The 25502-nt window shown below is 70.3% G+C and carries 22 protein-coding genes, 1 rRNA gene and 4 pseudogenes (1 of these 27 only partly in view); 12 read left to right on the top strand and 15 right to left on the bottom strand.

Annotation, left to right across the window (positions count from 1 at the left end):
* Nucleotides 1-151: 151 nt before the first annotated feature.
* Entirely contained in the window at nt 152-1678 is a 1527-nt protein-coding gene (locus tag OG332_RS10365; RefSeq protein ID WP_327413164.1) for a streptophobe family protein, read from the bottom strand.
* Between the two features lie 232 nt (nt 1679-1910).
* Here OG332_RS10365 and OG332_RS10360 point away from each other — a divergent pair, with 232 nt between their 5' ends.
* The gene (locus OG332_RS10360; RefSeq protein ID WP_442816131.1) at nt 1911-4427 is read left to right on the top strand and encodes an FHA domain-containing protein; all 2517 of its coding nucleotides are present in this window, start codon (nt 1911-1913) and stop codon (nt 4425-4427) included.
* Between the two features lie 136 nt (nt 4428-4563).
* Here OG332_RS10360 and OG332_RS10355 read toward each other — a convergent pair whose 3' ends face one another.
* The 3 genes and pseudogenes from OG332_RS10355 to OG332_RS10345 form a co-directional block, all read right to left on the bottom strand.
* On the bottom strand, nt 4564-5220 hold the full coding sequence (locus tag OG332_RS10355; protein ID WP_327413163.1) for a transglycosylase SLT domain-containing protein: 657 nt from the start codon (nt 5218-5220) through the stop codon (nt 4564-4566).
* A 284-nt stretch (nt 5221-5504) separates the two neighbouring features.
* Nucleotides 5505-6665 carry an S-adenosylmethionine:tRNA ribosyltransferase-isomerase gene (locus tag OG332_RS10350; RefSeq protein ID WP_327413162.1) on the bottom strand — a complete coding sequence of 387 codons (1161 nt, stop codon included), beginning with the start codon at nt 6663-6665 and terminating at the stop codon, nt 5505-5507.
* A gap of 362 nt (nt 6666-7027) precedes the next feature.
* Nucleotides 7028-7735 (bottom strand): annotated as a pseudogene (locus OG332_RS10345) (SDR family NAD(P)-dependent oxidoreductase); the annotation flags it as partial.
* Nucleotides 7736-7908: 173 nt separating this feature from the next.
* Here OG332_RS10345 and OG332_RS10340 point away from each other — a divergent pair.
* The 3 genes from OG332_RS10340 to OG332_RS10330 all read left to right on the top strand — a co-directional run bounded on the left by OG332_RS10340 (nt 7909) and on the right by OG332_RS10330 (nt 10119).
* Nucleotides 7909-9069, top strand: a complete 1161-nt coding sequence (locus OG332_RS10340) for a GAF domain-containing sensor histidine kinase (RefSeq protein ID WP_327413161.1) — start codon at nt 7909-7911, stop codon at nt 9067-9069.
* Nucleotides 9062-9724, top strand: coding sequence for a response regulator transcription factor (locus tag OG332_RS10335; protein WP_327413160.1), 663 nt, complete (start codon nt 9062-9064; stop codon nt 9722-9724). Before OG332_RS10340 ends, OG332_RS10335 begins: the two co-directional genes overlap by 8 nt.
* A 149-nt stretch (nt 9725-9873) precedes the next feature.
* Nucleotides 9874-10119, top strand: coding sequence for a chaplin (locus OG332_RS10330; protein ID WP_319732101.1), 246 nt, complete (start codon nt 9874-9876; stop codon nt 10117-10119).
* A gap of 350 nt (nt 10120-10469) precedes the next feature.
* Here OG332_RS10330 and OG332_RS10325 read toward each other — a convergent pair whose 3' ends face one another.
* Nucleotides 10470-11243 (bottom strand): hypothetical protein, encoded by a 774-nt coding sequence (locus OG332_RS10325; RefSeq protein WP_327413159.1) that lies wholly within the window; start codon nt 11241-11243, stop codon nt 10470-10472.
* 133 nt (nt 11244-11376) lie between these two features.
* On the opposite strand from OG332_RS10325, the gene OG332_RS10320 reads away from it, so the two are divergent.
* The 4 genes from OG332_RS10320 to OG332_RS10305 all read left to right on the top strand — a co-directional run bounded on the left by OG332_RS10320 (nt 11377) and on the right by OG332_RS10305 (nt 14591).
* Nucleotides 11377-12180, top strand: coding sequence for an ABC transporter ATP-binding protein (locus OG332_RS10320; RefSeq protein ID WP_030717054.1), 804 nt, complete (start codon nt 11377-11379; stop codon nt 12178-12180).
* A gap of 51 nt (nt 12181-12231) precedes the next feature.
* A complete protein-coding gene (locus OG332_RS10315; RefSeq protein ID WP_327413158.1) occupies nt 12232-12660 on the top strand; it encodes an NfeD family protein in 429 nt (142 codons plus the stop codon).
* Between the two features lie 84 nt (nt 12661-12744).
* A complete protein-coding gene (locus tag OG332_RS10310) occupies nt 12745-13731 on the top strand; it encodes an SPFH domain-containing protein (RefSeq protein ID WP_327413157.1) in 987 nt (328 codons plus the stop codon).
* An 89-nt stretch (nt 13732-13820) separates the two neighbouring features.
* Nucleotides 13821-14591, top strand: coding sequence for a sulfite exporter TauE/SafE family protein (locus OG332_RS10305; protein ID WP_327413156.1), 771 nt, complete (start codon nt 13821-13823; stop codon nt 14589-14591).
* A gap of 59 nt (nt 14592-14650) precedes the next feature.
* On the opposite strand, the gene OG332_RS10300 is transcribed toward OG332_RS10305, so the two are convergent.
* The 3 genes from OG332_RS10300 to OG332_RS10290 form a co-directional block, all read right to left on the bottom strand.
* On the bottom strand, nt 14651-15154 hold the full coding sequence (locus OG332_RS10300) for an HNH endonuclease (protein WP_030717062.1): 504 nt from the start codon (nt 15152-15154) through the stop codon (nt 14651-14653).
* 149 nt (nt 15155-15303) lie between these two features.
* On the bottom strand, nt 15304-15837 hold the full coding sequence (locus OG332_RS10295) for a YbhB/YbcL family Raf kinase inhibitor-like protein (protein WP_327413155.1): 534 nt from the start codon (nt 15835-15837) through the stop codon (nt 15304-15306).
* A gap of 62 nt (nt 15838-15899) precedes the next feature.
* Nucleotides 15900-16682, bottom strand: coding sequence for a sporulation protein (locus tag OG332_RS10290; protein ID WP_327413154.1), 783 nt, complete (start codon nt 16680-16682; stop codon nt 15900-15902).
* Between the two features lie 114 nt (nt 16683-16796).
* Here OG332_RS10290 and OG332_RS10285 point away from each other — a divergent pair.
* Nucleotides 16797-17054 (top strand): annotated as a pseudogene (locus tag OG332_RS10285) (DNA-3-methyladenine glycosylase); the annotation flags it as partial.
* A 14-nt stretch (nt 17055-17068) separates the two neighbouring features.
* Nucleotides 17069-17680: a DNA-3-methyladenine glycosylase gene (locus OG332_RS10280; protein WP_327413153.1), complete on the top strand. Its 612-nt coding sequence runs from the start codon at nt 17069-17071 to the stop codon at nt 17678-17680.
* A gap of 286 nt (nt 17681-17966) precedes the next feature.
* On the opposite strand, the gene OG332_RS10275 is transcribed toward OG332_RS10280, so the two are convergent.
* The 7 genes and pseudogenes from OG332_RS10275 to OG332_RS10245 all read right to left on the bottom strand — a co-directional run bounded on the left by OG332_RS10275 (nt 17967) and on the right by OG332_RS10245 (nt 24265).
* The gene (locus OG332_RS10275) at nt 17967-18425 is read right to left on the bottom strand and encodes a DUF5753 domain-containing protein (RefSeq protein WP_327419171.1); all 459 of its coding nucleotides are present in this window, start codon (nt 18423-18425) and stop codon (nt 17967-17969) included.
* A 384-nt stretch (nt 18426-18809) separates the two neighbouring features.
* Complete coding sequence (gene istB / locus OG332_RS10270) at nt 18810-19625, bottom strand: IS21-like element helper ATPase IstB (RefSeq protein WP_327411501.1); 816 nt, start codon at nt 19623-19625, stop codon at nt 18810-18812.
* Nucleotides 19622-21252: pseudogene (gene istA, locus OG332_RS10265) on the bottom strand (IS21 family transposase). The gene istB and the pseudogene istA overlap by 4 nt, the downstream one beginning before the upstream one ends.
* Before the next feature lie 180 nt (nt 21253-21432).
* Nucleotides 21433-21849 (bottom strand): helix-turn-helix domain-containing protein, encoded by a 417-nt coding sequence (locus OG332_RS10260; RefSeq protein ID WP_327413152.1) that lies wholly within the window; start codon nt 21847-21849, stop codon nt 21433-21435.
* Nucleotides 21846-22370: a DUF6879 family protein gene (locus OG332_RS10255; RefSeq protein ID WP_327413151.1), complete on the bottom strand. Its 525-nt coding sequence runs from the start codon at nt 22368-22370 to the stop codon at nt 21846-21848. Before OG332_RS10255 ends, OG332_RS10260 begins: the two co-directional genes overlap by 4 nt.
* Nucleotides 22354-22560: a hypothetical protein gene (locus OG332_RS10250; RefSeq protein WP_327413150.1), complete on the bottom strand. Its 207-nt coding sequence runs from the start codon at nt 22558-22560 to the stop codon at nt 22354-22356. The genes OG332_RS10255 and OG332_RS10250 overlap by 17 nt, the downstream gene beginning before the upstream one ends.
* Before the next feature lie 256 nt (nt 22561-22816).
* Nucleotides 22817-24265, bottom strand: coding sequence for a recombinase family protein (locus OG332_RS10245; protein ID WP_327413149.1), 1449 nt, complete (start codon nt 24263-24265; stop codon nt 22817-22819).
* Between the two features lie 68 nt (nt 24266-24333).
* Here OG332_RS10245 and OG332_RS10240 point away from each other — a divergent pair.
* Together OG332_RS10240 and OG332_RS10235 are read left to right on the top strand one after the other, a co-directional pair.
* Nucleotides 24334-24729, top strand: a pseudogene (locus tag OG332_RS10240) (DNA-3-methyladenine glycosylase); the annotation flags it as partial.
* 556 nt (nt 24730-25285) lie between these two features.
* Nucleotides 25286-25502 (top strand): 16S ribosomal RNA (locus OG332_RS10235) (it continues 1308 nt past the right edge of the window).

Here is a 25502-nt window from a genome sequence, read left to right as displayed (position 1 = left end):
ATGCCGGCGAGCCTGAAAGATCGCCTCAATCGCCGGAGGGCTGGATCTTCCAGCCCTCCGGCGATTGAGGAGCGGGGTCTGGGGCGGAGCCCCTGGGAACGGTGGAAGGGCGGGTAGGGGACGGCTCCGCGCAGCGGCCCCCCAGCCCACCTCATCGCGGAGGCTTCGGCGGGGGCGGGGGCGCTCCCGGCGGCGGAGGCGGGGTGAAGGGCTCCCGGCGGGGCGGCTTCGGAGACCTGGGTGACCAGGGCGGGATGCCGGTCACGGTCACGTCCCACGAGCCGTCCGCCTCCCCGGCCGCCCCGGGCTGCGGGCCGCGCGCGGGCCCGCCGTACGGTACGGCGGCGGGGTACGAGGCCGTCGGCGCCTCGGGGTCGGGCCACTCCCGGACGGGGCCCGGCACGCCGGGGAGGGCCGCCCGGGGCCGGGGTGCCAGGACCGCGCCCGCCGCCCCGGCGACCGCTCCCCACACCGCGCCCAGTACGAGGGCGAGCGGAAGGGACCCCCGCAGCTCGACCCCGGCGTCCACCGCGTCCACCCCCAGCACCGCCAGCGACGCGTCCGCCGAGAGCCCGGTCAGCCACACCAGCCCCGCCAGGGCCGCCGCCGTGACCGCCGACAGCCGCGCCGCGCATCCGAGCACCCCGCGCCCCGCAGCGCGTACGGGTGTCCGTACGGCCGCCAGCACGCCCGCGTAGAGCAGCAGCAGGGCCACCCCCGCGACCAGCAGCCAGACCCGGCCGTCGTACTCCGCGAGGCGGGCCACCGTCACCGGCTCCTGCGCGGACACGGCCAGCAGGTCGTCCAGCGGATCGGGCAGCAGCCGGGCCGGCTCCCCCTCGGCCCGGCCGCGCACCGGCACGAACAGCCCCAGCAGCACCCCCAGCCAGCTTCCGTTCGGCGCCCCCAGCAGTGCGGCCCCGATGACCCGCCGCGGATGGGCGTCGCCCAGCGCCGCCCACACCGCCGCGGCCAGCCCGGCCGCCACCGCGACCAGCAGCATCGCCACCACCGCCGAGGCGGCCGGGCGGATCCGGGCGAGCGCGGCCGGCCCGCGCCGTGAGACCAGCAGGGCCACCGCCAGCACGGCGAGCGCCCACAGCCCCGCGCCCAGCAGCGTCGGCCCGGTCTCCACCGAGAACCCGACCCGGGTCCGCGTCTCGATCAGGTCCCCGATGCGGTCGGGGAGCAGCCCGCCGATGTCCCCGATCCCCGGGATCTCCACCTTCGCGGGGGTCTTGGGCAGCACCGTCCCGTCGAGGGTGACCACGTCGTGCCCGGCCCACGCCAGCGCGCCCGCCGTCGCGACGAACAGCGCCGTGAGCACGAGGACCCGGGCGGCCGTCTCACCGGGGCCCGCCCCGGCCCGCAGCGAGCGCACGAACACGCACCCCAGGACCAGCGCCCCGGCCAGTGCCACCCCCAAGGGCATGACGTCCAGGGAGGTTTCGGCACCCGCCCCGACGACTCCGAAGGCCGACACCTCACCCGAGGGGGTTACGGTGCCGCCGACCGCGAGGACCACCACGGCGGCCGTCATCGCCCCGAGCGACCCTCCCGCGGCGTCGGCGCCCAGCAGGTGCAGCCCCAGCCCGGCCACCCCCGCCATCACGATCAGGCACCAGCCCACGGCGGCGGCCGCGGACACGAGCACGTCTCCCCAACGAATGCGGCGCATGCGGTGAACCCCCGATGCCTACCGAGCGGTACGCGAGGGGACCTCCGGGCGAGAAGTCCCGTATCTCACTCTCCGGGTGACTTTCGCCCCCGTCAACGGGCAGTCGTAGACGCCCCGGCAAGGCCCGGATTCCACATACGGCTGCGGGCCTGAAATAGTTCCCCCGGATGTTCGCCATCCCTAGACTCCCTGACGTCATGGGGGATTCTCGGGGGACTTAAGTGGGGCTGGAGTGCCGGAACTCGTACTGGAATTGAATGGAAGGACCTGGACGCTCGATCCGTCCAGGTCGTACTCGCTGGGGCGTGATCCCCAGGGAGACGTGGTGATCGACGACGCGCGGGTGTCGTGGCGGCATGCCACCATCGCCTGGAACGGCCAGAGTTGGGGCATCGAGGACCACGGCAGCACCAACGGCACCTACGTGCACGGGGCGCGGGTCCAGCAGACCCAGCTCGTGCCCGGCACGCCGGTCCACCTGGGCAACGCGACCGACGGCCCGCGGCTGAACCTGAGCGCCGCCGCCGCGCCGCAGCCGGCCGTGGCCCAGCAGGCCCAGGCGTACGCCCAGCCGCAGGCCCCGGCGTACCAGGCTCCGCAGCAGCAGCCCCAGCAGCAGGCCTGGGAACAGCAGCAGCAGGCTCCGTACCAACAGCAGCCGCAGGCGCACCTCCCGCACCAGCAGGGCGGCGGCGCGCCCCGCCCGGCGCAGGGTGGGGCCCCGGCCTACGGCGACCGCAGCCCGACGACGTTCCACCAGCTCTCGCTGGGCCACGTCATGCGGATCGGCCGTGCGCTGGAGAACGAGCTGGTGGTCTCCGACCTCCAGGTCTCCCGCCACCACGCCGAGTTCCGCTCGATGCCCGGCGGCCGCTTCGAGATCCACGACCTCGGCAGCCACAACGGCACCTACGTCAACGGCCAGCCGCTGGCCAAGTCCGGCACCGCGCTGCTCGGTCCGAACGACATCGTCGGCGTCGGCCACTCGACGTTCCGCATCGTCGGCGACCGCCTCGAGGAGTTCGTCGACACCGGCGAGGTCTCCTTCTCGGCCCGCCACCTCACGGTCACCGTCGACGGCGGCAAGCAGATCCTCAAGGACGTCACCTTCGGCGTCCCGGAGAAGTCGCTGATCGGCGTCATCGGCCCCTCCGGCTCCGGCAAGTCCACCCTGCTCAAGGCGCTGACCGGTTACCGGCCCGCCGACCAGGGCGACGTCCTCTACGACAACCGCAACCTGTACAAGCAGTTCGCGGAGCTCCGCCAGCGCATCGGCCTGGTCCCGCAGGACGACATCCTGCACAAGGAGCTGAAGGTCAGCACCGCGCTCAAGTACGCGGCCAAGCTCCGCTTCCCCGGGGACACCGCCGAGTCCGAGCGCGCCGCCCGCATCGACGAGGTGCTGCGCGAGCTCAAGCTCGACATCCACAAGGACAAGAAGATCACCGCGCTCTCCGGTGGTCAGCGCAAGCGCGTGTCCGTGGCCCTGGAGCTGCTCACCAAGCCCTCGCTGATCTTCCTGGACGAGCCGACCTCCGGCCTCGACCCGGGCATGGACCGCGACGTCATGCAGCTGCTGCGCGGCCTCGCCGACGACGGCCGCACGGTCCTCGTCGTCACCCACTCGGTCGCCGAGCTGGCCATCTGCGACAAGCTGCTGGTCATGGCCCCCGGCGGTTCGGTCGCGTACTTCGGTCCGCCGGACGAGGCGCTGAACTTCTTCGGCTACACCACGTGGGCGGACGTCTTCTCGGCCTTCGAGAACTACCGCGACTACGACTGGGCCGGCCGCTGGAAGGGCTCGCAGCACTACCAGCTGTACGCCGCCGACATCGACGCGGTCGCCCCGCAGTCCGTCGCGATGCCGTCGCCCCAGCAGATGATGCCGCCCAAGCCGCAGGGCTGGGGCTCGCAGCTGTGGACGCTGATCCGCCGCTACGTCTCGGTGATCGCCTCCGACAAGGGCTTCATCGGCCTGATGCTGATCCTGCCCGCGGTGCTCGGCGTGGTCTCCACGGTCATCCCCGCGACCTTCGGCCTCGCGCCGCCGAAGCCGCCGTCCCAGTTCAACGGCGACGCCGGCACGATCATGCTGATCCTCGCGGTCGGCATGTGCTTCTCGGGCGCCGCCAACTCGGTCCGTGAGCTGATCAAGGAACGCGTCATCTACGAGCGTGAGCGCGCGACCGGCCTCTCCCGGTCGGCGTACCTCATGTCGAAGGTGATCGTCCTCGGCGTCATCACGGCCATCCAGGGCGTGATCATCTGCGGGATCGGCTTCTTCCCGCGCGACCTCCCGACCGAGGGCCTGCTGATGCCGCCGGCCGTCGAGCTCTGCCTGTCGGTCATCGCGCTCGGCTTCACCTCGATGATGTTCGGCCTGGTGATCTCCTCGCTGGTGAAGACCGCCGAGAAGACCATGCCGCTGCTGGTCATGTTCGCGATCGTCCAGGTCGTCTTCACCGGCATCCTCTTCCAGGTCTACGACTCCCCGGGCCTGGAGCAGTTCGCCTGGCTGATGCCGTCCCGCTGGGCCGTCGCCGCCGCCGGCACCACGCTGAACCTCGGCAAGCTCATGCCGCCGTGGGACCGCGACAACCCGACCAACACCGACCCGCTCTGGGACGCCACGGTCGGCCAGTGGAGCCTGAACATCACCGTTCTGCTGCTCCTCGGCATCGCCTGCGGCTTCCTGGTGCAGCGCCTGCTGCGCCGCCACGAGCCCGAGGTCATGCGCGCCGGCAAGTAGTCCGCGGCAGGGCCCGTACGCAGGGCTTGCAGGCAGGGCCCGTACGCAGGACCTCACGCACGAAACGCCTCAGGGCGGCACCCGGAAGTCCGGGTGCCGCCCTGAGGCGCATGGGGGCTGGGGATACGCCAGTGGCCTAGTAGGCGCTGTTGACGTTGTCCATCGAGCCGTAGCGGTCGGCTGCGTAGTTGCAGGCGGCGACGATGTTGGCGACCGGGTCGTACTGGTCGAACTTGGTGCCCTTGACGTGGTAGGCCTTGAAGGTCGGAAGGATGACCTGGAGCAGACCCTTGCTGGGGATGCCGTTCTGGGCGTTGATGTCCCAGTTGTTGATCGCCATCGGGTTACCGCTGGACTCGCGCATGATGTTCTTGTGGATTCCGGCGTAGGTGCCCGGAATGCCCTCCTTCTTCATGATGAAGAGGGCTTCCTTGATCCAGCCGTCCAGGTTGTTCGCGAAGACGGGGGTGCGGGCGGCGGAGCGGCTCGCGGCCTCCTTCTGCGCGCGGGCCTTCTTCGCGGCGGCCTCGGCCTTGGCCTTCTCCGCGTCCTTGGCCTTCTTGTCGGCGACGACCTGCTGCGCGGAGAGGTGCTGCTGCACGGCCTGGGTCTGCGCGGCGTCGACGACCTTGGTCCAGGCGACGGGAGCGGCGTTGACCGTCCCGGCCTCGGCGGTGTCGGCCGGGACGAGGGAGAAGGCGAGCGCGGCGGCGCTGAACGTGGCGACGCCGGCAATGGACAGCTTGTGTGCCTTCGTCAGACGACTGTGACCGGGAGTGCGGGAAGCAGACATGGCGGGGCAACCTCTTCGAATCGCGGGAGCCGCAGGAAAGCGCCACGAGAATCCGGGATCCGCCGCGGCGCTGTGCGACGAGGGCAATTCTTAGCGGTGGCAAAAAGCTGTGGCAAAGGTGTGACGTACGATCCCGCTTAGTGGATCAGGGTCGGGCGCCGAGGCCGGAATTCCGGCCTCGGCGCTACGTGCGCCCGTGCTGACAGGACCTTTACCTGTCCACTAGGGAGCTTCGTAAGTGATGTGCGTCCTATGTGCGGGCTCACATCGGGTACGTAGCGGTCTCACCGTGCGTTGCTGAAGCAATTCAATCCGTCACGATTCTCATCCTTGAGTAGCAGATGGACGTCCCCGAACTCGTGCCAAAGGCAGAGACGGGCCAGTGCCTCGGCATACCCGAGCCGTACGGCGGCCCGCCCCGCGACCGCCTCCAGCATCAGCAGGTGGGACGCCTCCGGCTCGTGCAGCCCGGTGAGCAGCCCGTCCACCACCCGTACCCCGCGCTCCGGCGTCACCACCAGATCGGTCCACCCGCCGGCCGGGCGCACCACCCCGCGCGCGTCCGCGGCCGACTCCAGGGCCCGCACCGCCGTGGTCCCCACCGCGATCACCCTCCCCCCACTGGCCCTGGCGGCGTTCACCAGCCACGCCGTGGTCGCCGGCACCTCGTACCGCTCCGGGTACGGCGGCTCGTGCGCCTCCTGCGAGGCCACCCCCGTGTGCAGGGTCAGCGGCGCGAACTGCACCCCCCGGCTCACCAGCCGCGCCACCAGCTCCGCCGTGAAGGGCCGTCCCGCACTCGGCATCTCCGCCGAGCCCGACCCGTCGGCGGCCGGCACCGCGAACACCGTCTGGTAGGCCGACAGCGGCTGGTCCCGCTCCGTGTACCCGTACCGGATCGGCCGCCCGTACGCCCGCAGCAGCGCCGGTACGCCGTCCCGCCCGGCCCCCGCCCCTGGCGCAGGCGCTGCGCGCCGCCCCTTCCGTACGGGCCGCGCCCACCACAGCCGGTCCGCCCCCGCCGCGAGCGGCTCCTCCAGTACGAGGGCCTGCCCTCCCGGCAGCTCCACCACCGCCCCCGCGGGACCCCCGGCGCGGGGCCCGGTCGTCCCCCCGCCCGCCGGGGCGCGCAGCTCCACCGCCCAGCGGCCGTCGTCGCCCCGGGTCGAGAAGTGCACCACCAGCTCATCGCCGCCGAGCCGGGCGTCCACGGCGGCCGCCAGCGTCGTCGACGTGTTCACCACCAGTACGTCCCCGGCCCGCAGCAGCGCGGGCAGCTCCCGGAAGGCGCGCAGCAACACCTCGCCACCGACCCCGGACACCAGCAGCCGCACCGCGTCCCGCCCGAGCCCGGGCCCCCGCTGCTCGGCCGGAACGCGGGCCAGCAGCTCCGGCGGAATGTCCGGTATATGCAGTCCCCCCTCCTGAACACGCCCCGCGCTCACCGCCCACCCCCAACCCCGGCACCCGTCCCGGGCCCTGCCAGGACACCGGTCCCGGGCCCTGCCAGGACACCGGTCCCGGGCCCCGCCAGGACACCCGTCCCGGGCCCCGACCCCGGGCTCGTCCCCACGGCCGTCCCGTGAGCTGTCCCTGCGCCGGCCGCCGAGCCGGTTCCCGTGCCGGCTTCCGGGTCCCTCCGTGCACCGACCACCGGGCTCGTCCCCGTGCCGGCTTCCGGGCTGGTTTGCGTGCCGGCCGCCGGGCCCGCCCCCGCGCCCGCCGCCGGGCCGGTTTCCGGGTCGGCGGCCGCGCTCGTCCCCGCGCCCGCCTCCCGCTCCGTCCCCCCGTCGGCCTCCGGGCCCGTCCCCGCCGTTGGTCCCGCCGACAGGCCGTCCGCCGTGTAGCGCCCGCTCGGCAGGCCCTCCGCCACCAGCCGCAGCAGCGCCGGAGCCACCTCCTCCGGCGTCGGCAGCCCCGCCAGGTCCTCCCCGGGCTCGGCCGCCGCCATCATCCGCGTCCGCATCGAGCCCGGGTCCGCCCACCACACCCGCAGCCCCGGTTCCTCCACCGCCAGCACGCCCGACAGCAGATCCCCCGCTGCCTTGGTCGCCCCGTACGCACCCCACGTCGCGTACGCCACCACCGCCGCGTCCGAGCTGATGTTCAGCACCGCCCCGGCCTCCGCGGCCCGCAGCAGCGGCAGCCCCTCCTGGACCAGCCCCAGCGCCCCCACCACATTGACCTCGAACGCCTCGCGCAGCCCGTCCAGCGAATGCACTGCCAGCGGCACCAGCGGTTCCGCCCCCAGCACCCCCGCGTTGTTCACCAGCAGGTCCAGCCCGCCCAGCTCCCGCGCCGCCGCCACCAGCGCCGCCCGGTGCGCCACCGAGGACACGTCCCCGGCCACAGGCACGACCCGCACGCCTCCGGGCCGCTCCAGCGCGGCCGCCGCCTCCTGCAGCGCCGCCGCCCCCCGCGCACTCAGCACCAGGTCCCAGCCCCGCGCCGCCAGCTCCCCGGCCAGTGCCCGGCCGAGCCCCCTGGACGCCCCCGTCACGATCGCCACCGACATGACAGCTCCCTCGCCCTCTTCCATCCCGATCAGCAGATGCCCCCAACCTAGGAAGGGCCCGCCCGGCGCCGCGTCGGCCGCGGGCCCCACCCGGACGGGTCCCTTGGACCTACGTCCATCGGGGGATGCCCCGGCCCGATCCCGCAGGTCACGGCCGCGGGTACGGTGAGGCCATGACCGCAAGCCCCCTACCGGGCGGACCCCGCAGCGGCCTGGCCGCGGTGAGCACCGCACTGCTCGCCATGAGCCGCCGCCTGGAGGTCCGTGACGTCCTGCGCACGATCGTCGCGTCGGCCCGCGAGCTCCTGGACGCCGAGTACGCGGCCCTGGGCGTCCCGGACGACCACGGCGGCTTCGCCCAGTTCGTCGTGGACGGCATCAGCACGGAGCAGTGGCGCCGCATCGGCCCGCTGCCCCGCCAGCACGGCATCCTCGCCGCGATGCTCCACGAGGACGGCCCCCAACGGCTGGCCGACGTACGCGAGGACCCGCGCTTCGAGGGCTGGCCCGCCGCCCACCCCGACATGTCCGACTTCCTCGGCATGCCCGTCCGGGACGGCGAGGAGACCCTCGCCGCGATCTTCCTCGCGAACAAGCGCAGCGCCCCGGGCGGCCCGCGCGGCTTCACCGACGAGGACCAGGAGCTCCTCTCCCTCCTCGCCCAGCACGCGGCCATCGCCCTCACCAACGCCCGCCTCTACGAGCGCAGCCGCGAGCTCACCATCGCCGAGGAGCGCTCACGGCTCGCCCACGAGCTGCACGACGCCGTCAGCCAGAAGCTCTTCTCGCTCCGCCTCACCGCCCAGGCCGCCGTGGCCTTCGTCGACCGCGACCCGGCCCGCGCCAAGGACGAGCTCCAGCAGGTGGCCGCCCTTGCGGCGGAGGCCGCCGACGAACTGCGTGCCGCCGTGACCGAGCTCCGCCCCGCCGCACTGGACGAGGACGGACTGGTCGCCACCCTGCGCACGCACGTCCACGTACTCGACCGCGCCCACACCGCGCACGTCACCTTCACGTGTGACGGCGTACGGGCCCTCCCCGCGACCCAGGAGGAAGCAGTCCTCCGCGTCGCACAGGAGGCCCTCCACAACGCCCTGCGCCACTCGGGCGGCGACCGCGTCGAGGTCGCCCTCACCCGGACGCCCGCCGGCGGCGCGGTCCTCAAGGTCGTCGACTCCGGCAAGGGCTTCGACCCCCGGTTCGTCCGCCGGGCGGGCCGTCACCTGGGCCTGGTCTCCATGCGGGACCGCGCGGACGGCGTCGGAGGCCGGCTCACCGTGCACTCGGAGCCCGGTCAGGGCACGACGATCGAGATGGAGGTACCCGGTGGCTGAGAGCCCCGGCCGCAGCGGCGGCCGCGTTCGCGTACTGCTGGTCGACGACCACCAGGTGGTCCGGCGCGGCCTGCGCACCTTCCTGGAGGTCCAGGAGGACATCGAGGTCGTCGGCGAGGCCTCCGACGGGGAGGAGGGCATCGCCCGCGCCGAGGAACTGCGGCCCGACGTGATCCTCATGGACATCAAGATGCCGGGCACCGACGGCATCGAGGCGCTGCGCAGGCTGCGCGAGCTGGCGAACCCGGCGCGGGTGCTGATCGTCACCAGCTTCACGGAGCAGCGGACCGTGGTCCCCGCCCTGCGGGCCGGCGCCGCGGGGTACGTCTACAAGGACATCGACCCCGACGCCCTGGCCGGAGCCATCCGCTCCGTCCACGCGGGCCACGTGCTGCTCCAGCCGGAGGTGGCGGTGGCCCTGCTCTCCCAGGAGGACCAGAGCCCCTCGGCGGGCCGGCCCGGCTCGCTGACCGACCGCGAGCGCGAGGTGCTCGGCCTGATCGCGGACGGCCGCTCCAACCGCGAGATCGCCCGCGCGCTGGTGCTGTCCGAGAAGACGGTCAAGACCCACGTCTCGAACATCCTGATGAAGTTGGACCTTTCCGATCGGACTCAGGCCGCATTGTGGGCGGTCAGGCACGGACTCGCCGAATAAGCGACGTAAATCGGACCTCCTCCTTCCGGACTGAGATTCATACGGTCGGGTGTATGTCGCCCACATGGCGTATCCCCACCGCGGGGACCGCCGTTCTCCATGGCGTGCCGCGGCGGCTGGTCGCGGCAGACGTACTGGAGGACGAGAACGTGAAGAACTTCAAGAAGGCCGCAGCCGTCACCATGATCGCGGGCGGCCTCGTCGCCGCCGGCGCCGGTGTCTCCTCGGCGCACGGCGGTGCGTCGGCGGAGGGCGAGGCCCTGAACTCGCCCGGCGTGGCCTCCGGGAACCTGCTCCAGGTCCCGGTCCACGTCCCCGTGAACGTGGTCGGCAACACGGTCAACGTGATCGGCCTGCTCAACGGCGCCTTCGGCAACACCGGCGTCAACGCCTGACGTACCCCTCGCACTGCTTCGCAGGCTTCGGGCCGCTGAGCCCGACTCCGTCCGCCGGACGGCTGGGGCCCGCGTAGCAGCGCACCCACCACGGCCCCGCTTCCCCCCTCTCCCCGGGAAGCGGGGCCGCAGCACGTCTGCACATCCAGCCCCGCCGGCGTTTGAGACGCGGGGTCCGGGGCGGAGCCCCGGGAGCCCCGGCGCGGCCGACCCGCACCGCCCCGGCACCGCGCGGCCGACCCGCACCGCCCCGGCACCGCGCGGCCGACCTGCCCCGGCACCGCGCGGCGAGCGCCCCGGCACCGCACGGCGAGCGCGGCGCCCCGGCACCCGCGCGGCCGGCGCAGCGCCTACCGCTCCTCCACCGCCGAGTTGTACGCCGCGACGAGCGCCCGCCGGGCCACCCGCTCCACCGGCCGCAAGGCCTCCGCCCGCGCCGCCATCTCCGAGGCTGCCACCGCACCCCCGTGCCCGTTCTCGTACGCCAGCGACACCATCAGGTCCACCCGCTGCGCCAGCGCCAGCACCCGCACCGCCCGCGCCGGATACCCCGGCGCCAGCGCGTCCCGCCCCGCCTCCGCCCGCGCCCGGTACGCCGACAGCGCCGCTTCCGCCACCGGTCCGGACCCGGCCACGTCCAGCCGGGTCAGCGCCACCGTGGCCTCGCGCAGGGCCTCCGCCAGCTCCCGCTCCGCCTCGCTCAGCGACGGCACGTCGGCCGGCGGCGCCTCCCGTACCGGCAGGCAGTGCCAGGTCACCGACACGTGCACATCGCCCTCGGGCCCCACCTCGTCGACCTCGGGTACGAGCCCCAGCGCGGCCCCCGCACACACCACGGCCTCCTCGGCCTCCAGTGCCCGCGCATTGAACTCCGGCGGCCCGCTCAGCCCCAGCGGATGCCCCGGCGCCGGCAGCGCCACCCGCAGCCCCGTCGCCCCCAGCGCCCGCATCCGGCCGAGCGCCAGGGTGAGCCCCACCGGGCCCGACTCGCCCGGCAGCCCCTCCACCCGGTGCACGGCGTCCCCGCCCACGATCGACAACACGGCCTCGTCGGGCGAGACCAGACCGGCCAGCAGTGCGTTCCCCCAGGCGGCCAGCCGCCCTGCACGTGGTTCGAAAAGCATCCCCCTACTTTACGGATCGGACTGCGCACCGGGCCCCGGCCCCGGACCCCTCTCCGAGTGGCGTAGGTTTTCCCCTGGGGCTGCGTCTACCGGCGCACAGAGAACCGTGACTGCAAGGGGTGACAACACGCTCATGAGCGATGTTCTGGAGCTGGTGGACGTATCCGTGGTCCGCGAGGGCCGGGCTCTGGTGGACCAGGTCTCCTGGTCGGTGAAGGAGGGCGAGCGCTGGGTGATCCTCGGCCCCAACGGCGCCGGCAAGACCACGCTGCTGAACCTCGCCTCCAGCTACCTCTTCCCCACCAAGGGCACCGCCACCATCCTCGGCGGCACCCTCGGCAAGCCCGGCACCGACGTGTTCGAGCTGCGCCCCCGCATCGGCGTCGCCGGCATCGCGATGGCCGACAAGCTGCCCAAGCGGCAGACCGTCCTGCAGACCGTCCTCACCGCCGCCTACGGCATGACGGCGACCTGGCAGGAGGAGTACGAGGAGATCGACGAGCAGCGCGCCCGCGCCTTCCTCGACCGCCTCGGCATGACCGAGTACCTCGACCGCAAGTTCGGCACGCTCTCCGAGGGCGAGCGCAAGCGCACGCTGATCGCCCGCGCCCTGATGACCGACCCCGAGCTGCTGCTCCTCGACGAGCCCGCCGCCGGCCTGGACCTCGGCGGCCGTGAGGACCTCGTACGCCGCCTCGGCCGGCTCGCCCGCGACCCGCTCGCCCCCTCCATGGTCATGGTCACGCACCACGTCGAGGAGATCGCCCCCGGCTTCACCCACGTCCTGATGATCCGTCAGGGCAAGGTCGTCACCGCGGGCCCGATCGACCTCGAACTGACCTCCCGCAACCTCTCGCTCTGCTTCGGCCTCCCCCTGGTCGTCGAGCGCAACGGGAGCGACCGCTGGACCGCCCAGGGCCTTCCCCTGGGTCAGTAACGGGCCCCCGCACCCTGTCCGGACCGCGCCCGCCGGACCTACCATGACCACGTGGACATCGACGCATGGGTGTGGTGGCTCATCGGCGCGGTCGGACTGGGCATCCCCCTCGTCCTGACGGCGATGCCGGAGTTCGGCATGTTCGCCGTCGGCGCGGTGGCGGCCTCCGTCACCGCGGCCCTCGGTGGGGGAGTGGTGGCACAAGTCCTGGTCTTCGTCATCGTGTCGGTCGCACTCATCGCCGTCGTCCGGCCCATCGCCAACCGGCACCGCGACCAGCGCCCCCAACACCGCAGCGGAATCGACGCGTTGAGGGGCAGAACGGCCGTCGTCCTCGAACGGGTCGACGGCAGCGGGGGACGCATCAAGCTCGCCGGCGAGATCTGGTCGGCGCGCACCCTCGACACGGACACCAGTTTCGAACCGGGCCAGTCCGTGGACGTCGTGGAGATCGACGGGGCGACCGCCGTCGTGATGTGACAAGCAGCCTGCTCGCAGCCCGCGGGTCTGCGAGACTCCGCTCAACGGGGCAGCACAGACAGCCGGAAGGGCACGGGGAACCGCATGCAACCGATCATCATCGTCCTGATCATTCTGGTGGTTCTGGTCTTCATCGCACTGGTCAAGACGATCCAGGTGATCCCGCAGGCCAGCGCCGCCATCGTCGAGCGGTTCGGCCGCTACACCCGCACGCTCAACGCGGGCCTCAACATCGTCGTCCCGTTCATCGACTCGATCCGCAACCGCATCGACCTCCGCGAACAGGTCGTCCCCTTCCCGCCGCAGCCGGTCATCACCCAGGACAACCTGGTCGTCAACATCGACACGGTCATCTACTACCAGGTGACCGACGCCCGGGCCGCGACGTACGAGGTGGCCAGTTACATCCAGGCCATCGAGCAGCTCACCGTCACCACCCTCCGCAACATCATCGGCGGCATGGACCTGGAGCGGACCCTCACCTCCCGCGAGGAGATCAACGCCGCCCTGCGCGGGGTCCTCGACGAGGCCACCGGCAAGTGGGGCATCCGCGTCAACCGCGTCGAGCTCAAGGCCATCGAGCCGCCGACCTCCATCCAGGACTCGATGGAGAAGCAGATGCGCGCCGACCGCGACAAGCGCGCCGCGATCCTCCAGGCCGAGGGTGTCCGGCAGTCCGAGATCCTGCGCGCCGAAGGCGAGAAGCAGTCCTCCATCCTCCGCGCCGAGGGTGACGCCAAGGCCGCCGCGCTGCGCGCCGAGGGTGAGGCCCAGGCCATCCGCACGGTGTTCGAGTCCATCCACGCCGGCGACGCCGACCAGAAGCTCCTCGCCTACCAGTACCTCCAGATGCTCCCGAAGATCGCCGAGGGCGATGCCAACAAGCTCTGGATCGTGCCGAGCGAGATCGGCGACGCCCTCAAGGGCCTCTCCGGCGCCATGGGCAACTTCGGCCCCATGGGCGGAGGTTCCGGCTTCAACCCGCAGAGCGCGGGCAAGGACGGCGGCGGTATCCCCTCCGCACGGGACAAGGACGCCGCCGAGCGCCGCGAACAGCCCCCGATCGACTGAACGGCCATCCCCTCCTGCATGATCGGTGAGGCCCCTCGACCTTCATGGCGGGGAGGCGACTCACTCATGCAAAGGGGATGGCACAGTTCATGTCCATCTGGGAATCACTCGCGGTCCTCGCCGCCGGCATCGGCGCGGGCACGATCAACACCATCGTCGGCTCCGGCACCCTGATCACCTTCCCGGTGCTGCTGGCAACCGGCCTCCCGCCGGTGACCGCGAACGTGTCCAACACCTTGGGCCTGGTGCCCGGTTCGATCAGCGGAGCCATCGGCTACCGCAAGGAGCTCCAGGGCCAGCGGGCCCGCATCCTGCGGCTGGGCTCCGTATCCCTCGTCGGCGGACTCGCGGGCGCGGTCCTGCTCCTCACCCTGCCGTCGGACTCCTTCGACACGATCGTGCCCGTCCTCATCGGACTCGCGCTCGTGCTCGTCGTCCTCCAGCCGAGGCTCGCCGCGGCCCTGCGCCGTCGGCAGGAAGCCGCCGGAGGCGACACGAGCCACCCCGACGGCGGCCCGGTCCTGCTCGGCGGCATGCTGGTCTCCAGCGCGTACGGAGGCTACTTCGGAGCCGCCCAGGGCGTGCTCTACCTCGGCCTGATGGGCCTGCTGCTCCGGGACGACCTGCAACGGATCAACGCCGTCAAGAACGTCATCGCCGCCTTGGTGAACGGCGTCGCGGCCGTCGTCTTCCTCTTCGTCGCCGACTTCGACTGGACGGCCGTCCTCCTCATCGCCGTCGGCTCCACCATCGGCGGCCAGATCGGCGCCAAGGTCGGCCGCAGGCTCTCGCCGACCGTCCTGCGCGCGGTCATCGTGACGGTCGGCATCATCGCCATCGTCCAGCTGTTGGTCCGCTGAGCGGCGTAGGAAACCTACGCCGCTCAGCGCGCGCGACTATCCGTCGAGCGGGTATCCGACTAGGCGGAGCGCTCCAGCCACTCCGGCAGCGCCTCCCGCGCGCCCACCCCCAGGGCCAGCAGCATCGCGTCCGCCGGAGACGGCACGAAGGGCTTCCGGAGGAGCGGCATCCCCGCTTCCTCCGGAGTCCGGGCCGCCTTGCGGTGGTTGTCCTCGGCGCAGGAGGCCACGGTGTTCAGCCACGTGTCCCCGCCACCCTGGGCCCGGGGCAGCACGTGGTCCACGGTCGTCGCGCGTTTCCCGCAGTACGCGCAACGGTGCTGGTCCCGGACCAGCACCCCCCTCCGTGACCAGGGAGCATGTCTTCGGAAGGGCACCCGTACGTACCTGCAGAGCCTGATCACCCGGGGCATCGGAAGATCCATGGTGGCGGCGCGCACGCGCAGTTCGGGATGCGACTGTTCGACGACGGCCTTGTCCTGCAGTACCAGGACGACGGCCCGGTTCAGGGTCACCGTCGACAGCGGCTCGAAGCTCGCATTCAGCACCAGCGTGTCCCGCATCTCGCCCACCTCCCGTGTGCAGGCCCGCGACCACACCGGCGGCAGGGCCCGCAACCACTCTGGCCGCGCGCGCCACGCGGGACAACGCAATAAAAATGCCCGGTCCTGGCCTTCTTTAGACCAGGACCGGGCAAACGCTCGGAGAACGATCAGCGGGTGGGCGACTCGTACTCGGCGATCAGCTGAGCCCGCCCGAGGGCGTGGAACCGCAGATGGAAACCGACGGACGCCGGGGACGAGTCCTCGTCCGGGCCGAGCTGCTCCCGGTCCACCGCGTACACGGTGAACACGTAGCGGTGCCGCTCACCGCGCGGCGGAGCCGCCCCGCCGAAGTCCCTCGTGCCGTAGTCGTTCCGTGCGTGCACGGCCCCCTCCGGCAGCCCGGGGAAGTCCCCGCTGCCCGCCCCGGCCGACAGCTCCGTCACCGACACCGGCAGGTCGAAGAGCACCCAGTGCCAGAACCCGCTGCCCGTGGGCGCGTCCGGGTCGAAGCAGGTCACGGCGAAGCTCTTCGTTCCCTCGGGGAAGCCCTCCCACCGCAGCTGCGGCGAGATGTTCTTCCCCGTCAGGACCTGGGCCGCGTGCAGATCGGCTCCGTGGGAGACGTCCTCGCTGGTCACCGTGAAGGACGGCACCTCGGGGTGGAAGTCGTGCGGAAGGGGCGCCCTGCTCTGCTCTGACACTGCTGAACCTCCGGGAGGGGGAGACATCGGATCCGCGTCCGCGTACGGACGCGGTCCCGAGCCTAGAACCAGTTGCGCTGCGAACCGACGCTGGCGATCCACTGGTTCAGATAGGCCGCCCAGTCCGTGTTCTGGTACGACTGCAGACCCACCTGGAAGCAGCGGTAGGTGTCGCTGCCCTCGCTGAACAGACCCGGCTTCTTGTCCATCTCCAGGACGACGTCCATCTCCCGGCCGTCCGAGATGAAGGTCAGCTCGACCTGGTTCAGCCCGCGGTACTGCGACGGCGGCAGGAACTCGATCTCCTGGTAGAAGGGCAGCGACTGCCGCGTCCCGCGGATGTGCCCGCGCTCCATGTCCGCGCTGCGGAAGGAGAAGCCGAGCTGACGGAAGGCGTCGAGGATCGCCTGCTGCGCCGGCACCGGGTGCACGTTGATCGCGTCGAGGTCACCCGCGTCCACCGCGCGCGCGATCTCCAGCTCGGTGCTCACCCCGATGTTCATCCCGTGCAGGTGCTGACCCCCGAAGTGGGTGATCGGCGTCTCCCACGGGATCTCCAGCCCGAACGGCACCACGTGCAGCGCGCCGGCCTCCACCTTGAAGGCACCGCCGAGACGCTGCTTCGTGAAGACCACGTCCTGCTTGTACTCCTGGTCACCACCCTCGACCTCGACCCGCGCCTGCAGCCCGACGGACAGCCCCTCGATCTGCTGCTCCACGGATCCGCCCTGGATCCGGACCTCGCCCTGGACGATTCCGCCCGGCACGACGTTCGGCTCGGTGATGATCGTGTCCACCGAAGCACCACCGGCACCCAGGCTCGCGAACAGCTTCCTGAACCCCATGCTCTAACTCCCTGATACGGATCTAAGGACTGGCACTACGCCGCGCCTACCCCTTACCAACGCGGAACCTTAGGCCCCGGTTGCAGGTGTGCGCGGTCCACTACGCTCGACCGGATGAGCGCGCGCCCCGACCGTACGCCCCTGCCCCGGTCCTTCTTCGACCGGCCGGTCCTCACCGTGGCCCCGGACCTCCTCGGCCGCACCCTGGTGCGCCGCACCCCGGACGGCCCCATCGAACTGCGCATCACGGAGGCGGAGGCGTACGAGGGGGAGTCCGATCCCGGCTCACACGCCTACCGCGGCCGCACGGCCCGCAACGCATCGATGTTCGGCCCGCCCGGACACGCGTACGTCTACTTCATCTACGGCATGTCAAGGCAGTCAGCATGAACGTCGATCTCCTCGCCCACCCTGCCGAAGAAGTCGCTCCCAAGCTGCTCGGGAGTGTACTCACCTGCAAGACCCCAGAGGGCACCGTGAGCATCGCCATCACGGAGACCGAGGCGTACTCCGGCGCGGCCGACCCGGCTTCCCATGCCTACCGAGGCCAGACACCCCGTAACGCGGTCATGTTCGGACCCGCAGGACACCTGTACGTGTACCGGTCCCACGGCCTCCACTGGTGCGCCAACGTCGTCACCGGGACGGACGGCATTGCCTCGGCCGTCCTCATCCGGGCAGGCAGGGTCATCGAGGGGGAAGACCTGGCACGCAAGCGACGAGGGGAGAGGGTCGAGAGCCCACGCCTTGCCCGAGGCCCGGGGAACTTCTGTCAGGCTCTCGGCATTACGGGAGAGCACAACGGCGCAGACCTCCTGACAGGTACCTCGGTCGTGCTGTCCGAGGGGGAGTCGGTACCTGCCGCGCTCATCCAGGCTGGTCCTCGGGTAGGCGTGAGCAAGGCCCACGACTGGCAACACCGGTTCTACCTAGCCGGTGATCCGACGGTTTCGGCGTACCGACTGAGCCCGCGAGCCAAACCGCCCGCCGGAGCCTGAGCCGCTGCGCGCCTCGCTGACGGCCCGTCGGCGAGTCGGTGCGGAGTTGTGCCCGGCGATGCGTGATCGTCCGCGAGCGCGGCGCGTGACCCGTTCCTGGCTGGGCGAGTGACTGCAGACGTGCGCACCGCACCGGAGGGCTCCCTGAACGGGGTCCTCCCGCAGACGCACAGCAGTTCAGGCAGGCTCTCGGCCATACGCCGGGGGCCGTTGTCGTACGTGGACGTACAACGGCGTCTGGAGGGGTGCGCACGGGATGGCGCTTCAGTCGCGTAGTTGACTGAAGTCATGCACGGCAAGCGGCGGACCACTCGGCGAGCCGTGCCCGAAGGTCTTCGCCGAAGAGGGCGCGGTCCTCGTACCCGGCGAACTCCTTCACGTACGCCTGAACATCTCGGCCGTCGCGGAGTACGAGACTTCCCGCTGTTGTCTCGATGGTGACCAACGCGGCGTCGTAGATGGTGAACGTACTCAGAGGGGTTCGGGGCGTCGGTGCCCCTACGGGGATCACCCCGATCTGAACGTTCGGGAGGTAGGACAGGGACGCGAGCCGGTCCATCTGCTCGGCCAGTGCCAGTGGGGAGACGACCGGCCAGCGAACCGCCTGCTCGGTCAGAACGAATGTGAACCGCTTCGAGGCGTCGTAGAGGACGGCTTGCCGTCCCAGCTTCCCCGCTACGGCCTTGCTCGTGTCGGCCGTCGAGTGGGCGAGGCTCGCCCGTACGTACTCCGGCGTCGCGAGCAGTCCGGTGTTTGTAAGGACTTCTTTGGGGACCAGTGTTCGGAGTTCTTTTGGCCCCAGCGGTGGGTCGTAGGGGGCGTGCGGGAGGGTGCTTCACGCCCCTGCGGCAAGTTGTTTTGGCCCCACTTCGATCGGGTGGTTTCGCTAGCCGGGGGTGGGGTGGTGGGCGGTAGTTTTGGGGTCTCGGACAGGCTTCGAAATCGCGCCCCCGACAGGTGCGGGAGTCTGCCGACCCGACTCGGCTCAGGTCGTGGGCATCCCAGTGCTCGCGGCGTCTGGATGAGATCGGGCAATGGACCGGCCGGCACTGGGACCTCGCGGCCGGGCCCACATGGCTGCGGCCGGCGACCCCGAAGGGGTGCCGGCCGCAGTGTTGTGACGGTCAGGTCAGCGACGTCGCTTCTTCTGAGTCTGGGCGAACCGGTAGGAGTCCGTGCCGGTCTCGACGATGTGGGCGTTGAAGGTGACGCGGTCGACGATCGCGGTGCAGAGCCGGGGGTCGGTGAAGGTCTGCTTCCACTCCGAGAACGGGGCGTTGGAGGCGACGGCGATCGCGCCCCGTTCCTCACGCTCGGTGAAGATCTGGAACAACAGCTTCGCTCCGGCCTTGTCCAGGTCGAGGTAGCCGAACTCGTCCAGGCAGAGGAGATCGACGCGTCCGTAGCGGGCGATCGTGCGGGCGAGTTTCTTCTCGTCCGCTGCCTCGGCCAGCTCGTTGACCAGGTTCACCGTGGTCGTGTAGCGGACGCGCAGACCGGCTTCCGCGATGGCGGTGCCGATCCCGATCAGCAGGTGGGACTTGCCGGTGCCGCTGTCGCCGATCAGGCAGAGCGGCTGGCCGGCCTTGACCCAGGCGGGATCGGCGAGGGTGCCCAGCAACTCGGGGGTGACGTTCGGGTTCTCCGCGAAGTCGAAGTCCTCGAGCCGCTTGGGCCGGGGGAAGTTCGCGTCCCTGACCAGCCGCTGCTTGCGGCGTTCTTCCCGCTCCGCGCATTCAGCTTCCAACAGGTCCGCCAGGAAGTCTTTGTAACTGGCCCGCTCGCGGGCCGCGGCGGCGGTGATCTCCTCGACTCGGCTGCGGATGGTGGGCAGGTGCAGAGCCCGGCAGGCCTCGTCGATGACCGTTTCGACCGCCCCTTCGGCTGCGGCGTCTCTGCGGGCCGGGGGAACGAGCCCGTTCGTGGAAACGGTGGGAGTACTCATGCGGTGCCTTTCGGATGGCGGCGGGACAAGAGCTGGTCGTAGGGGGCCACCGAGGGCAGGGGACGCTTGTCCTCGGGAAGCTGTGCCCGGCGGGCGGTCAGGGAGACGACTCCGCTGGGCTCGGCCCAGGGCGGCGGATCATCGCTGTCGTCGGTCGAGTCCTCGTGCGGGGAGGCATCGGCGACGGCCCTGCGGGCCTCGACGGCCACCACCTCGGCGTTGATGGAGCCCGCTCTGATCGCGGCCGCCAGGCCCAGCTGGATGGCGGGGGCGGGCATCCGCCGGTGCAGCAGCAGGACCTCGATCAGAGCACGGGTCCCGGCGGCGTCCCCGTGGCTGGTGCGGGCCGCCGCCCAGAACGCTTCGTGGACCTCGGTGAACGTGCCGTTCTCCCGGGCGGCTGCCAGCGCGGTCGACCCGGCCATCGCGCCGGGCTTGACCATCAGGATCTCCAGGTAGTGGTCGAGCTCGTCGCGGAACTCGCCCCGCCGGGTCAGACGCGGGTGACGGGCGACGATCTTGCGGCGTTCGAAGACCAGCAGTTCGTTGCCCCGCAGCAGGACCCGCACGTTCTGGCCGATGAAGCGGGCCGGCACCGAGTAGTGGCACTGGCGGACGCTGATCCGGCTGGAACGGTCCACTTTCGGAGTCAGCGTGATGCCGCACTCGAACTCCCCCAGGGGAGCGGGGCCAGCGAGTCGGCCTCGCTCACGAAGTTGAAGCCGATCGTCGTCAGCCTGCCCTGGAGCATCCGGTCGTCCTCCGCCGCGTCGATCGCGGCGATCTTCTCGTTCAGCTCCTCGAGCGAGGCGACTTCCGGAACGGGGACCAAGTGGGTGCGGCGGAACCGCCCTCCCTCCTGTTCCACGCCGCCCTTCTCGTGGGCGCCGTCCTGGCCCGGGATGCAATAGAAGGCATCGAAGCCGTAGTGCGCCCGGAAGGTGACCCATCGCTCGGACTCCACCCGGCTGCGGCCCGTGCAGATGCGGTTCACGGCCGGTTTCAGGTTGTCGTAACGGATGTGCCGGACCGGGACGCCGCCCAGCGTGTTGAACGCCTCGACGTGGCCCTGCATGAACGACTCCTGGGCCTGCGAGGCGAACACGCGGTGGACGGCCTTGCCCGAGTACGACAGCCGCAGCGTGAACAGGTGGCACTTGGTCACGGTGCCCGCGAGCCGCACCCACACGTCCGCGAAGTCCACCTCGGCTTCCTCGCCGGGGAGATGGACCTGCGGGACCATCCCCGCCAGATGCCGGTGCCCTTCCCGGGCCTCGGTCTCGATCTCCGGCCGGCGGACCGCGACGTAGTCACTGACTGTCGAATACGACACCTCGTCGAAGCCGTGTTCCTGCGCGAGACGCTGGTGGATCCGCCGGGCCGTGTGCTTCTGCTTCCGCGGCGCGGTCAGATCCTCCCGCAGCATCTCGTCGATCCAGCCCTTGGCCGGGTCCAAGACCGATCTGCGGACCACGGGTTCCTTGCGCGGAGGCGGGACGGCCGACTCCAGCGCCTGCCGCACGGTCCTTCGGTGCACCCCGTACTTCTCCGCCAGAGCACGTTGCGACAGACCCGCATCGAGACGCCTGTCCCGACGGATCGCAGCGAACAGTTCAACGCGCGACAAACCCACCCCGGCCTCCCGACACGACCGTGACCACAACACGGCCTCCGACAGACCGTGATCGACGGACACACCCTGACGGCGGACAGCGGATGGAGCACCGCATTCACTCCAAAGAGGGCACGGCGCCACCAAGCACCGGCGAGTGGAGCCAGATCAACTTCTTACGTCAGTGGGGCCACTTCACCCTCCCGCGCTGGAGCCCAAAGAAGCCCTTACAAACAGTCCGGTAACCATCGAGAGCAGGAAGTAGCGCATGTGCGTAGAGGACGCTTCGAGCGACTTCAGCTCGGCCTGTCTGGTACTGAGCCCCTTGCGTCGAAGTTCTCGGAGGTTCCGCCACTCGGTGTTCGCCATCCTGGCGAGGGCGGAGACCTCGGCGACCAGTTCCGGCGGAGCATTCAGCGCTCGCAAGATCTGCTCGACGTCGACCAGGGACGGCCGTGTCCGGCCGTTCTCGATGCGAGACACCTTCGACTGGGACATGTTGCAGCGCGCCGCGAGCCGGTCCCCTGAGAGGCCGGCTCGCTTGCGCAAGTCCCGGAGCAGAGAGGCGAGTTCGGTGCCGGACTCGCCAAGCTGCTCAGTTTCGAACGTCACTCCGCCACGCGCTCCGCGTACTCCAGGAAGGGAACCGACTCGGCAACGGCGATGCGCTGCCACTCGACGAACGGCGCAGGGTCACCCTCGTACAGCTCTCGGCTGATCTGCGTGCCGTCGACCTCGTAGTGCATCAGGACGACTGCCGAGCGGTCGAACATCCAGAAGTCCTCGACATCCGGCAACGGGTTCTCTCGCTCGGTCACGTCAAGGATGCGGATGTCCTCCCCGGCGAGCACGTGCGGGGCGTAGTACCGGGAGAACTCGAAGCGCAGGTACTCGGAGAGCGGTCGAGTCAGGACGTGTACCCGCCCCTTGCTCTTACCCTCGCCGCGTAGCCGTTTCAGGTCTTCCGTGTAGGCGGACGAGTAGGCGTGCGGGTCGACGTGGTTGCCTGCCCGGAGGGCTTCAAGCTCTTCTGCCTCCTGCGGTACGAGGTACTGGGGCAGGGTTTCCAGTCGCCATGCTTCCGTCTGGAAACCCCGGAGCATCGCCCGCCAGTCGTCACCATCCAAGAGCACGAACGGCCTCCCGAAGAACGCTCTCGGGGATCTCCACGAGCCCTTCCCCCTGCGGGGGAGTGAAGGCGTCGGACACGTCACCCTGAACCACGATGGAGCCGGAAGCGGTGCGGTAGACGTTCGGGCAGTCGTCCTCTCCACACGTGTCGTTGCCGTTGCCAGTGAGCCGAGTCAGTTCTTCGCGTGCCATGCGGAACCCCCTTGACTCGTCGGCCCGGTCGGGCCGCCTGAGGCGACCGTACGGGGGCCGATCGCGACCGTCCATGCACAGACGTGACTCATGCACGTTGTCGCATGAACTGGGGAGCGAGAGGTGCGCACAGAGGCTCCGAGAGATGTCAGGCTCCTTCCCGCCGGGTATGACGACGGGCCCCGCCCGACTCTCGTCAGACAGGGTCCGTCGTCACTCGGCGGCCACAGCCGGATCGGCCCTCCGCCGTCGGATCTCAGGGGTTCCGGAACGTGATCCGGCAGTGCTCGCCCTTGAAGGATCGGACCCCCCGACCGCGCGGCATCAGCTCGACTCGCTCGCAGACCTGCATGACGACGGTCCGCACGTATTCGATGCGGTCGGGATCTTCGTAGTCCAGTTCCTCCCACAGGTACTCGATGTCGCCAAGGTCGACGCGCACCCGCTGCGATGCCAGGTCTGCCAGCTCGGCCCGGATCTTGGTCAGGTCGGCGTCACACCTGCCGATGCCCGTCCGCAGGGTCGACGCGTCGATGTCCCCTACGGCGAACATCTCCGCCAGGGCGGTGCGCCTCTCGGATGCGGCCGTTTCCTCGGCCAGCAGCCCGGCCTCTCGCTCCTCGTCTGCGGCATCCGTGGCCGATGCCGCGTTCCACTCCTCGGCCCTGTCGATGACCTTCCTGACCACGAAGGAGTCAAGCGGGTCCGCCGGGCAGGTGATGCACCGGCCACCCGAACAGGTGTAGATGCGGTACCGCTCGCCTGCCGCGTTCTTCTTGCTCCACCCTTGAGTGACGACGGCCTGACACTTCGAGCAGCGGACCACACCGGACAACAGGGCCTTGCGCTTGCCGCCACCGCCCGTGTTGCGCTCGGGGTCGCTCAGGTGGCGGACCAGGGCCCGGAATATGCCCTCCGAGACGATCGCCTCCCAGTTGCCCGCGCCGGTCTCCTCGGTCCGCCGCACGCGCTTCCCGTCCGGCTTCTCGACCCACTGCGAGTACGTCTGGATTCCCGCGTTCCTCGGCTTCAAGAGGACGCTCCGAAGGTTCGAGCTGCGCCACTCCTTGCCGTGCGGCGAGAGCAGTCCACGTGTGTTCCAGTCCTTCGCGATGGACCAGAGGGTGACGCCGGCCAGGACATCCCGGTACGCCTGACGCAGGGCTTCCGCCTCTGCTTCCCGGTGCCTGCCGTCCCGCTCGTAGCCGAAGGGGCGAGTACTCCAGAAGGGCCTCCCCGACTCCCTGCGCCGCTGGTGTCCGAGTACCTGACGCTCGACTCGCATCTCGGTCTCGTTGCGAGCCACCACAGCCCCGATGCGAGCAGCGAGACGGCCGGACGGCGTGGACAGGTCGAGCACTCCCTGCGCCTGCGCGGCGGCCAGCGTGACGCCGGTCGCCTCAGCCAGGTCCACCAGGTCCTCCAGGTCCCAGGGGGTGCGATACATGCGGTCGTAGTGGCGGGACACGATGGCGTCCGCCTTGCCGTTTTCCACCAGAGCCTTGACGCGCTCCCACTCGGCGCTCCGCTTGGCTCCCCGCTTTGTCGAAGCCGACGTGTCCTTCTCAACGATCGTGGCTACGACTGACCAGCCCTTCCGGTCGCACAGCGCCTGACTCAACTCGACCTGTTGTGTCAGGTTCCCACCCTTGGATTCCTCGCCCCTCGGGGTGGGGCTGAGCCTGGCGTAGATGATCGCTCGCACTGCCTGTCTCCTGCTTGTCGTCGCTTTGCCGATGCTGCCGGACCAACGACATACATGCCTAGTGAGTTACCTACGGCATGTGGTTCAGCCTCAACCTGGTGTGCGGTCCACCGGACCACGCGAGCGGGGTCCTGATCCGCGCCGGGGAGATCACAGCGGGCGCCGACCTCGCCGCCAAACGTCGACTTTCAGCCAGAAACCCGAGAGAACTGGCCAAAGGCCCGGCCCGTCTGGCCGCCGCCCTGGAGGTGGACCGCTCCCTCGACGGCGTCGACCTCTGTGCGGGTCCCGATTCCCCCTTGTCCCTCCTCGTCGGCATCCCCACCTCGCCCGAGCAGGTGAGCAGCGGTCCGCGCACGGGAGTCGGCGGAGCCGGCGCCACTCATCCGTACCGTTTCTGGATCACCCACGACCCGACGGTGAGCCCGTACCGCGCCCACGCGCCACGCCGCCGTTCAACTTGACTCGGCCCGGCCACACGCCTAACGTAGCCCGAGCCGCTTGAACGGGGCACTGCTATCAGCAGACCTCCGGAGCGGTCAACCCACTACCTACAACTTACCCCTGGCGGGGTCCTATTCGGCATGCCCGAATTCCTTCGCCGGCCACTCGATTATGAATGGCAAGGGACAAGCGCTAATGTGGTGGAGCGCCGAAAGGCAAAGACCCCCAACGGTCACCGAATTCAAATCCAAGTTCGGAAACGACGCGGAAATGATCTGGTAGAGTTGGAAACGTAAGAACACAGAACGAAAAGCCCGGAGGAAAGCCCCAGCGAATGTAGCTGCGGGTGAGTACAAAGGAAGCGTCCGTTCCTTGAGAACTCAACAGCGTGCCAAAAATCAACGCCAGAAGTTGATACCCCGTCCACTTCGGTGGATGAGGTTCCTTTGAAAAAGACCTGTCGGGCCTTCGGGTGCTGGCAGGCAATTACACAGCGAGGACGTTGTGGCGCGTCGGTCTTATTCCGACATGACGTGCCCGCTCTAAGTGATGTGTGCACCCGATTACGGGTAAACATTCATGGAGAGTTTGATCCTGGCTCAGGACGAACGCTGGCGGCGTGCTTAACACATGCAAGTCGAACGATGAAGCCCTTCGGGGTGGATTAGTGGCGAACGGGTGAGTAACACGTGGGCAATCTGCCCTTCACTCTGGGACAAGCCCTGGAAACGGGGTCTAATACCGGATACCACTCCTGCCTGCATGGGCGGGGGTTGAAAGCTCCGGCGGTGAA

It is taken from the genome of Streptomyces sp. NBC_01233 (assembly GCF_035989305.1).
Taxonomy (GTDB): domain Bacteria; phylum Actinomycetota; class Actinomycetes; order Streptomycetales; family Streptomycetaceae; genus Streptomyces.
The sequence above is the reverse complement of the archived record's forward strand: the minus strand, read 5'-3'. Positions and strand labels throughout refer to the sequence as shown.

What these genes read in the sequence shown, in the direction of transcription:
- istB (WP_327411501.1), bottom strand. Translation starts at nt 19,625, where the DNA reads ATGAGTACTCCCACCGTTTCCACGAACGGGCTCGTTCCCCCGGCCCGC.
- OG332_RS10280 (WP_327413153.1), top strand. Translation starts at nt 17,069, where the DNA reads ATGAACGTCGATCTCCTCGCCCACCCTGCCGAAGAAGTCGCTCCCAAG.
- OG332_RS10365 (WP_327413164.1), bottom strand. Translation starts at nt 1,678, where the DNA reads ATGCGCCGCATTCGTTGGGGAGACGTGCTCGTGTCCGCGGCCGCCGCC.
- OG332_RS10300 (WP_030717062.1), bottom strand. Translation starts at nt 15,154, where the DNA reads ATGCGGGACACGCTGGTGCTGAATGCGAGCTTCGAGCCGCTGTCGACG.
- OG332_RS10250 (WP_327413150.1), bottom strand. Translation starts at nt 22,560, where the DNA reads ATGGCACGCGAAGAACTGACTCGGCTCACTGGCAACGGCAACGACACG.
- OG332_RS10340 (WP_327413161.1), top strand. Translation starts at nt 7,909, where the DNA reads ATGACCGCAAGCCCCCTACCGGGCGGACCCCGCAGCGGCCTGGCCGCG.
- OG332_RS10325 (WP_327413159.1), bottom strand. Translation starts at nt 11,243, where the DNA reads ATGCTTTTCGAACCACGTGCAGGGCGGCTGGCCGCCTGGGGGAACGCA.
- OG332_RS10320 (WP_030717054.1), top strand. Translation starts at nt 11,377, where the DNA reads ATGAGCGATGTTCTGGAGCTGGTGGACGTATCCGTGGTCCGCGAGGGC.
- OG332_RS10355 (WP_327413163.1), bottom strand. Translation starts at nt 5,220, where the DNA reads ATGTCTGCTTCCCGCACTCCCGGTCACAGTCGTCTGACGAAGGCACAC.
- OG332_RS10290 (WP_327413154.1), bottom strand. Translation starts at nt 16,682, where the DNA reads ATGGGGTTCAGGAAGCTGTTCGCGAGCCTGGGTGCCGGTGGTGCTTCG.
- OG332_RS10305 (WP_327413156.1), top strand. Translation starts at nt 13,821, where the DNA reads ATGTCCATCTGGGAATCACTCGCGGTCCTCGCCGCCGGCATCGGCGCG.
- OG332_RS10310 (WP_327413157.1), top strand. Translation starts at nt 12,745, where the DNA reads ATGCAACCGATCATCATCGTCCTGATCATTCTGGTGGTTCTGGTCTTC.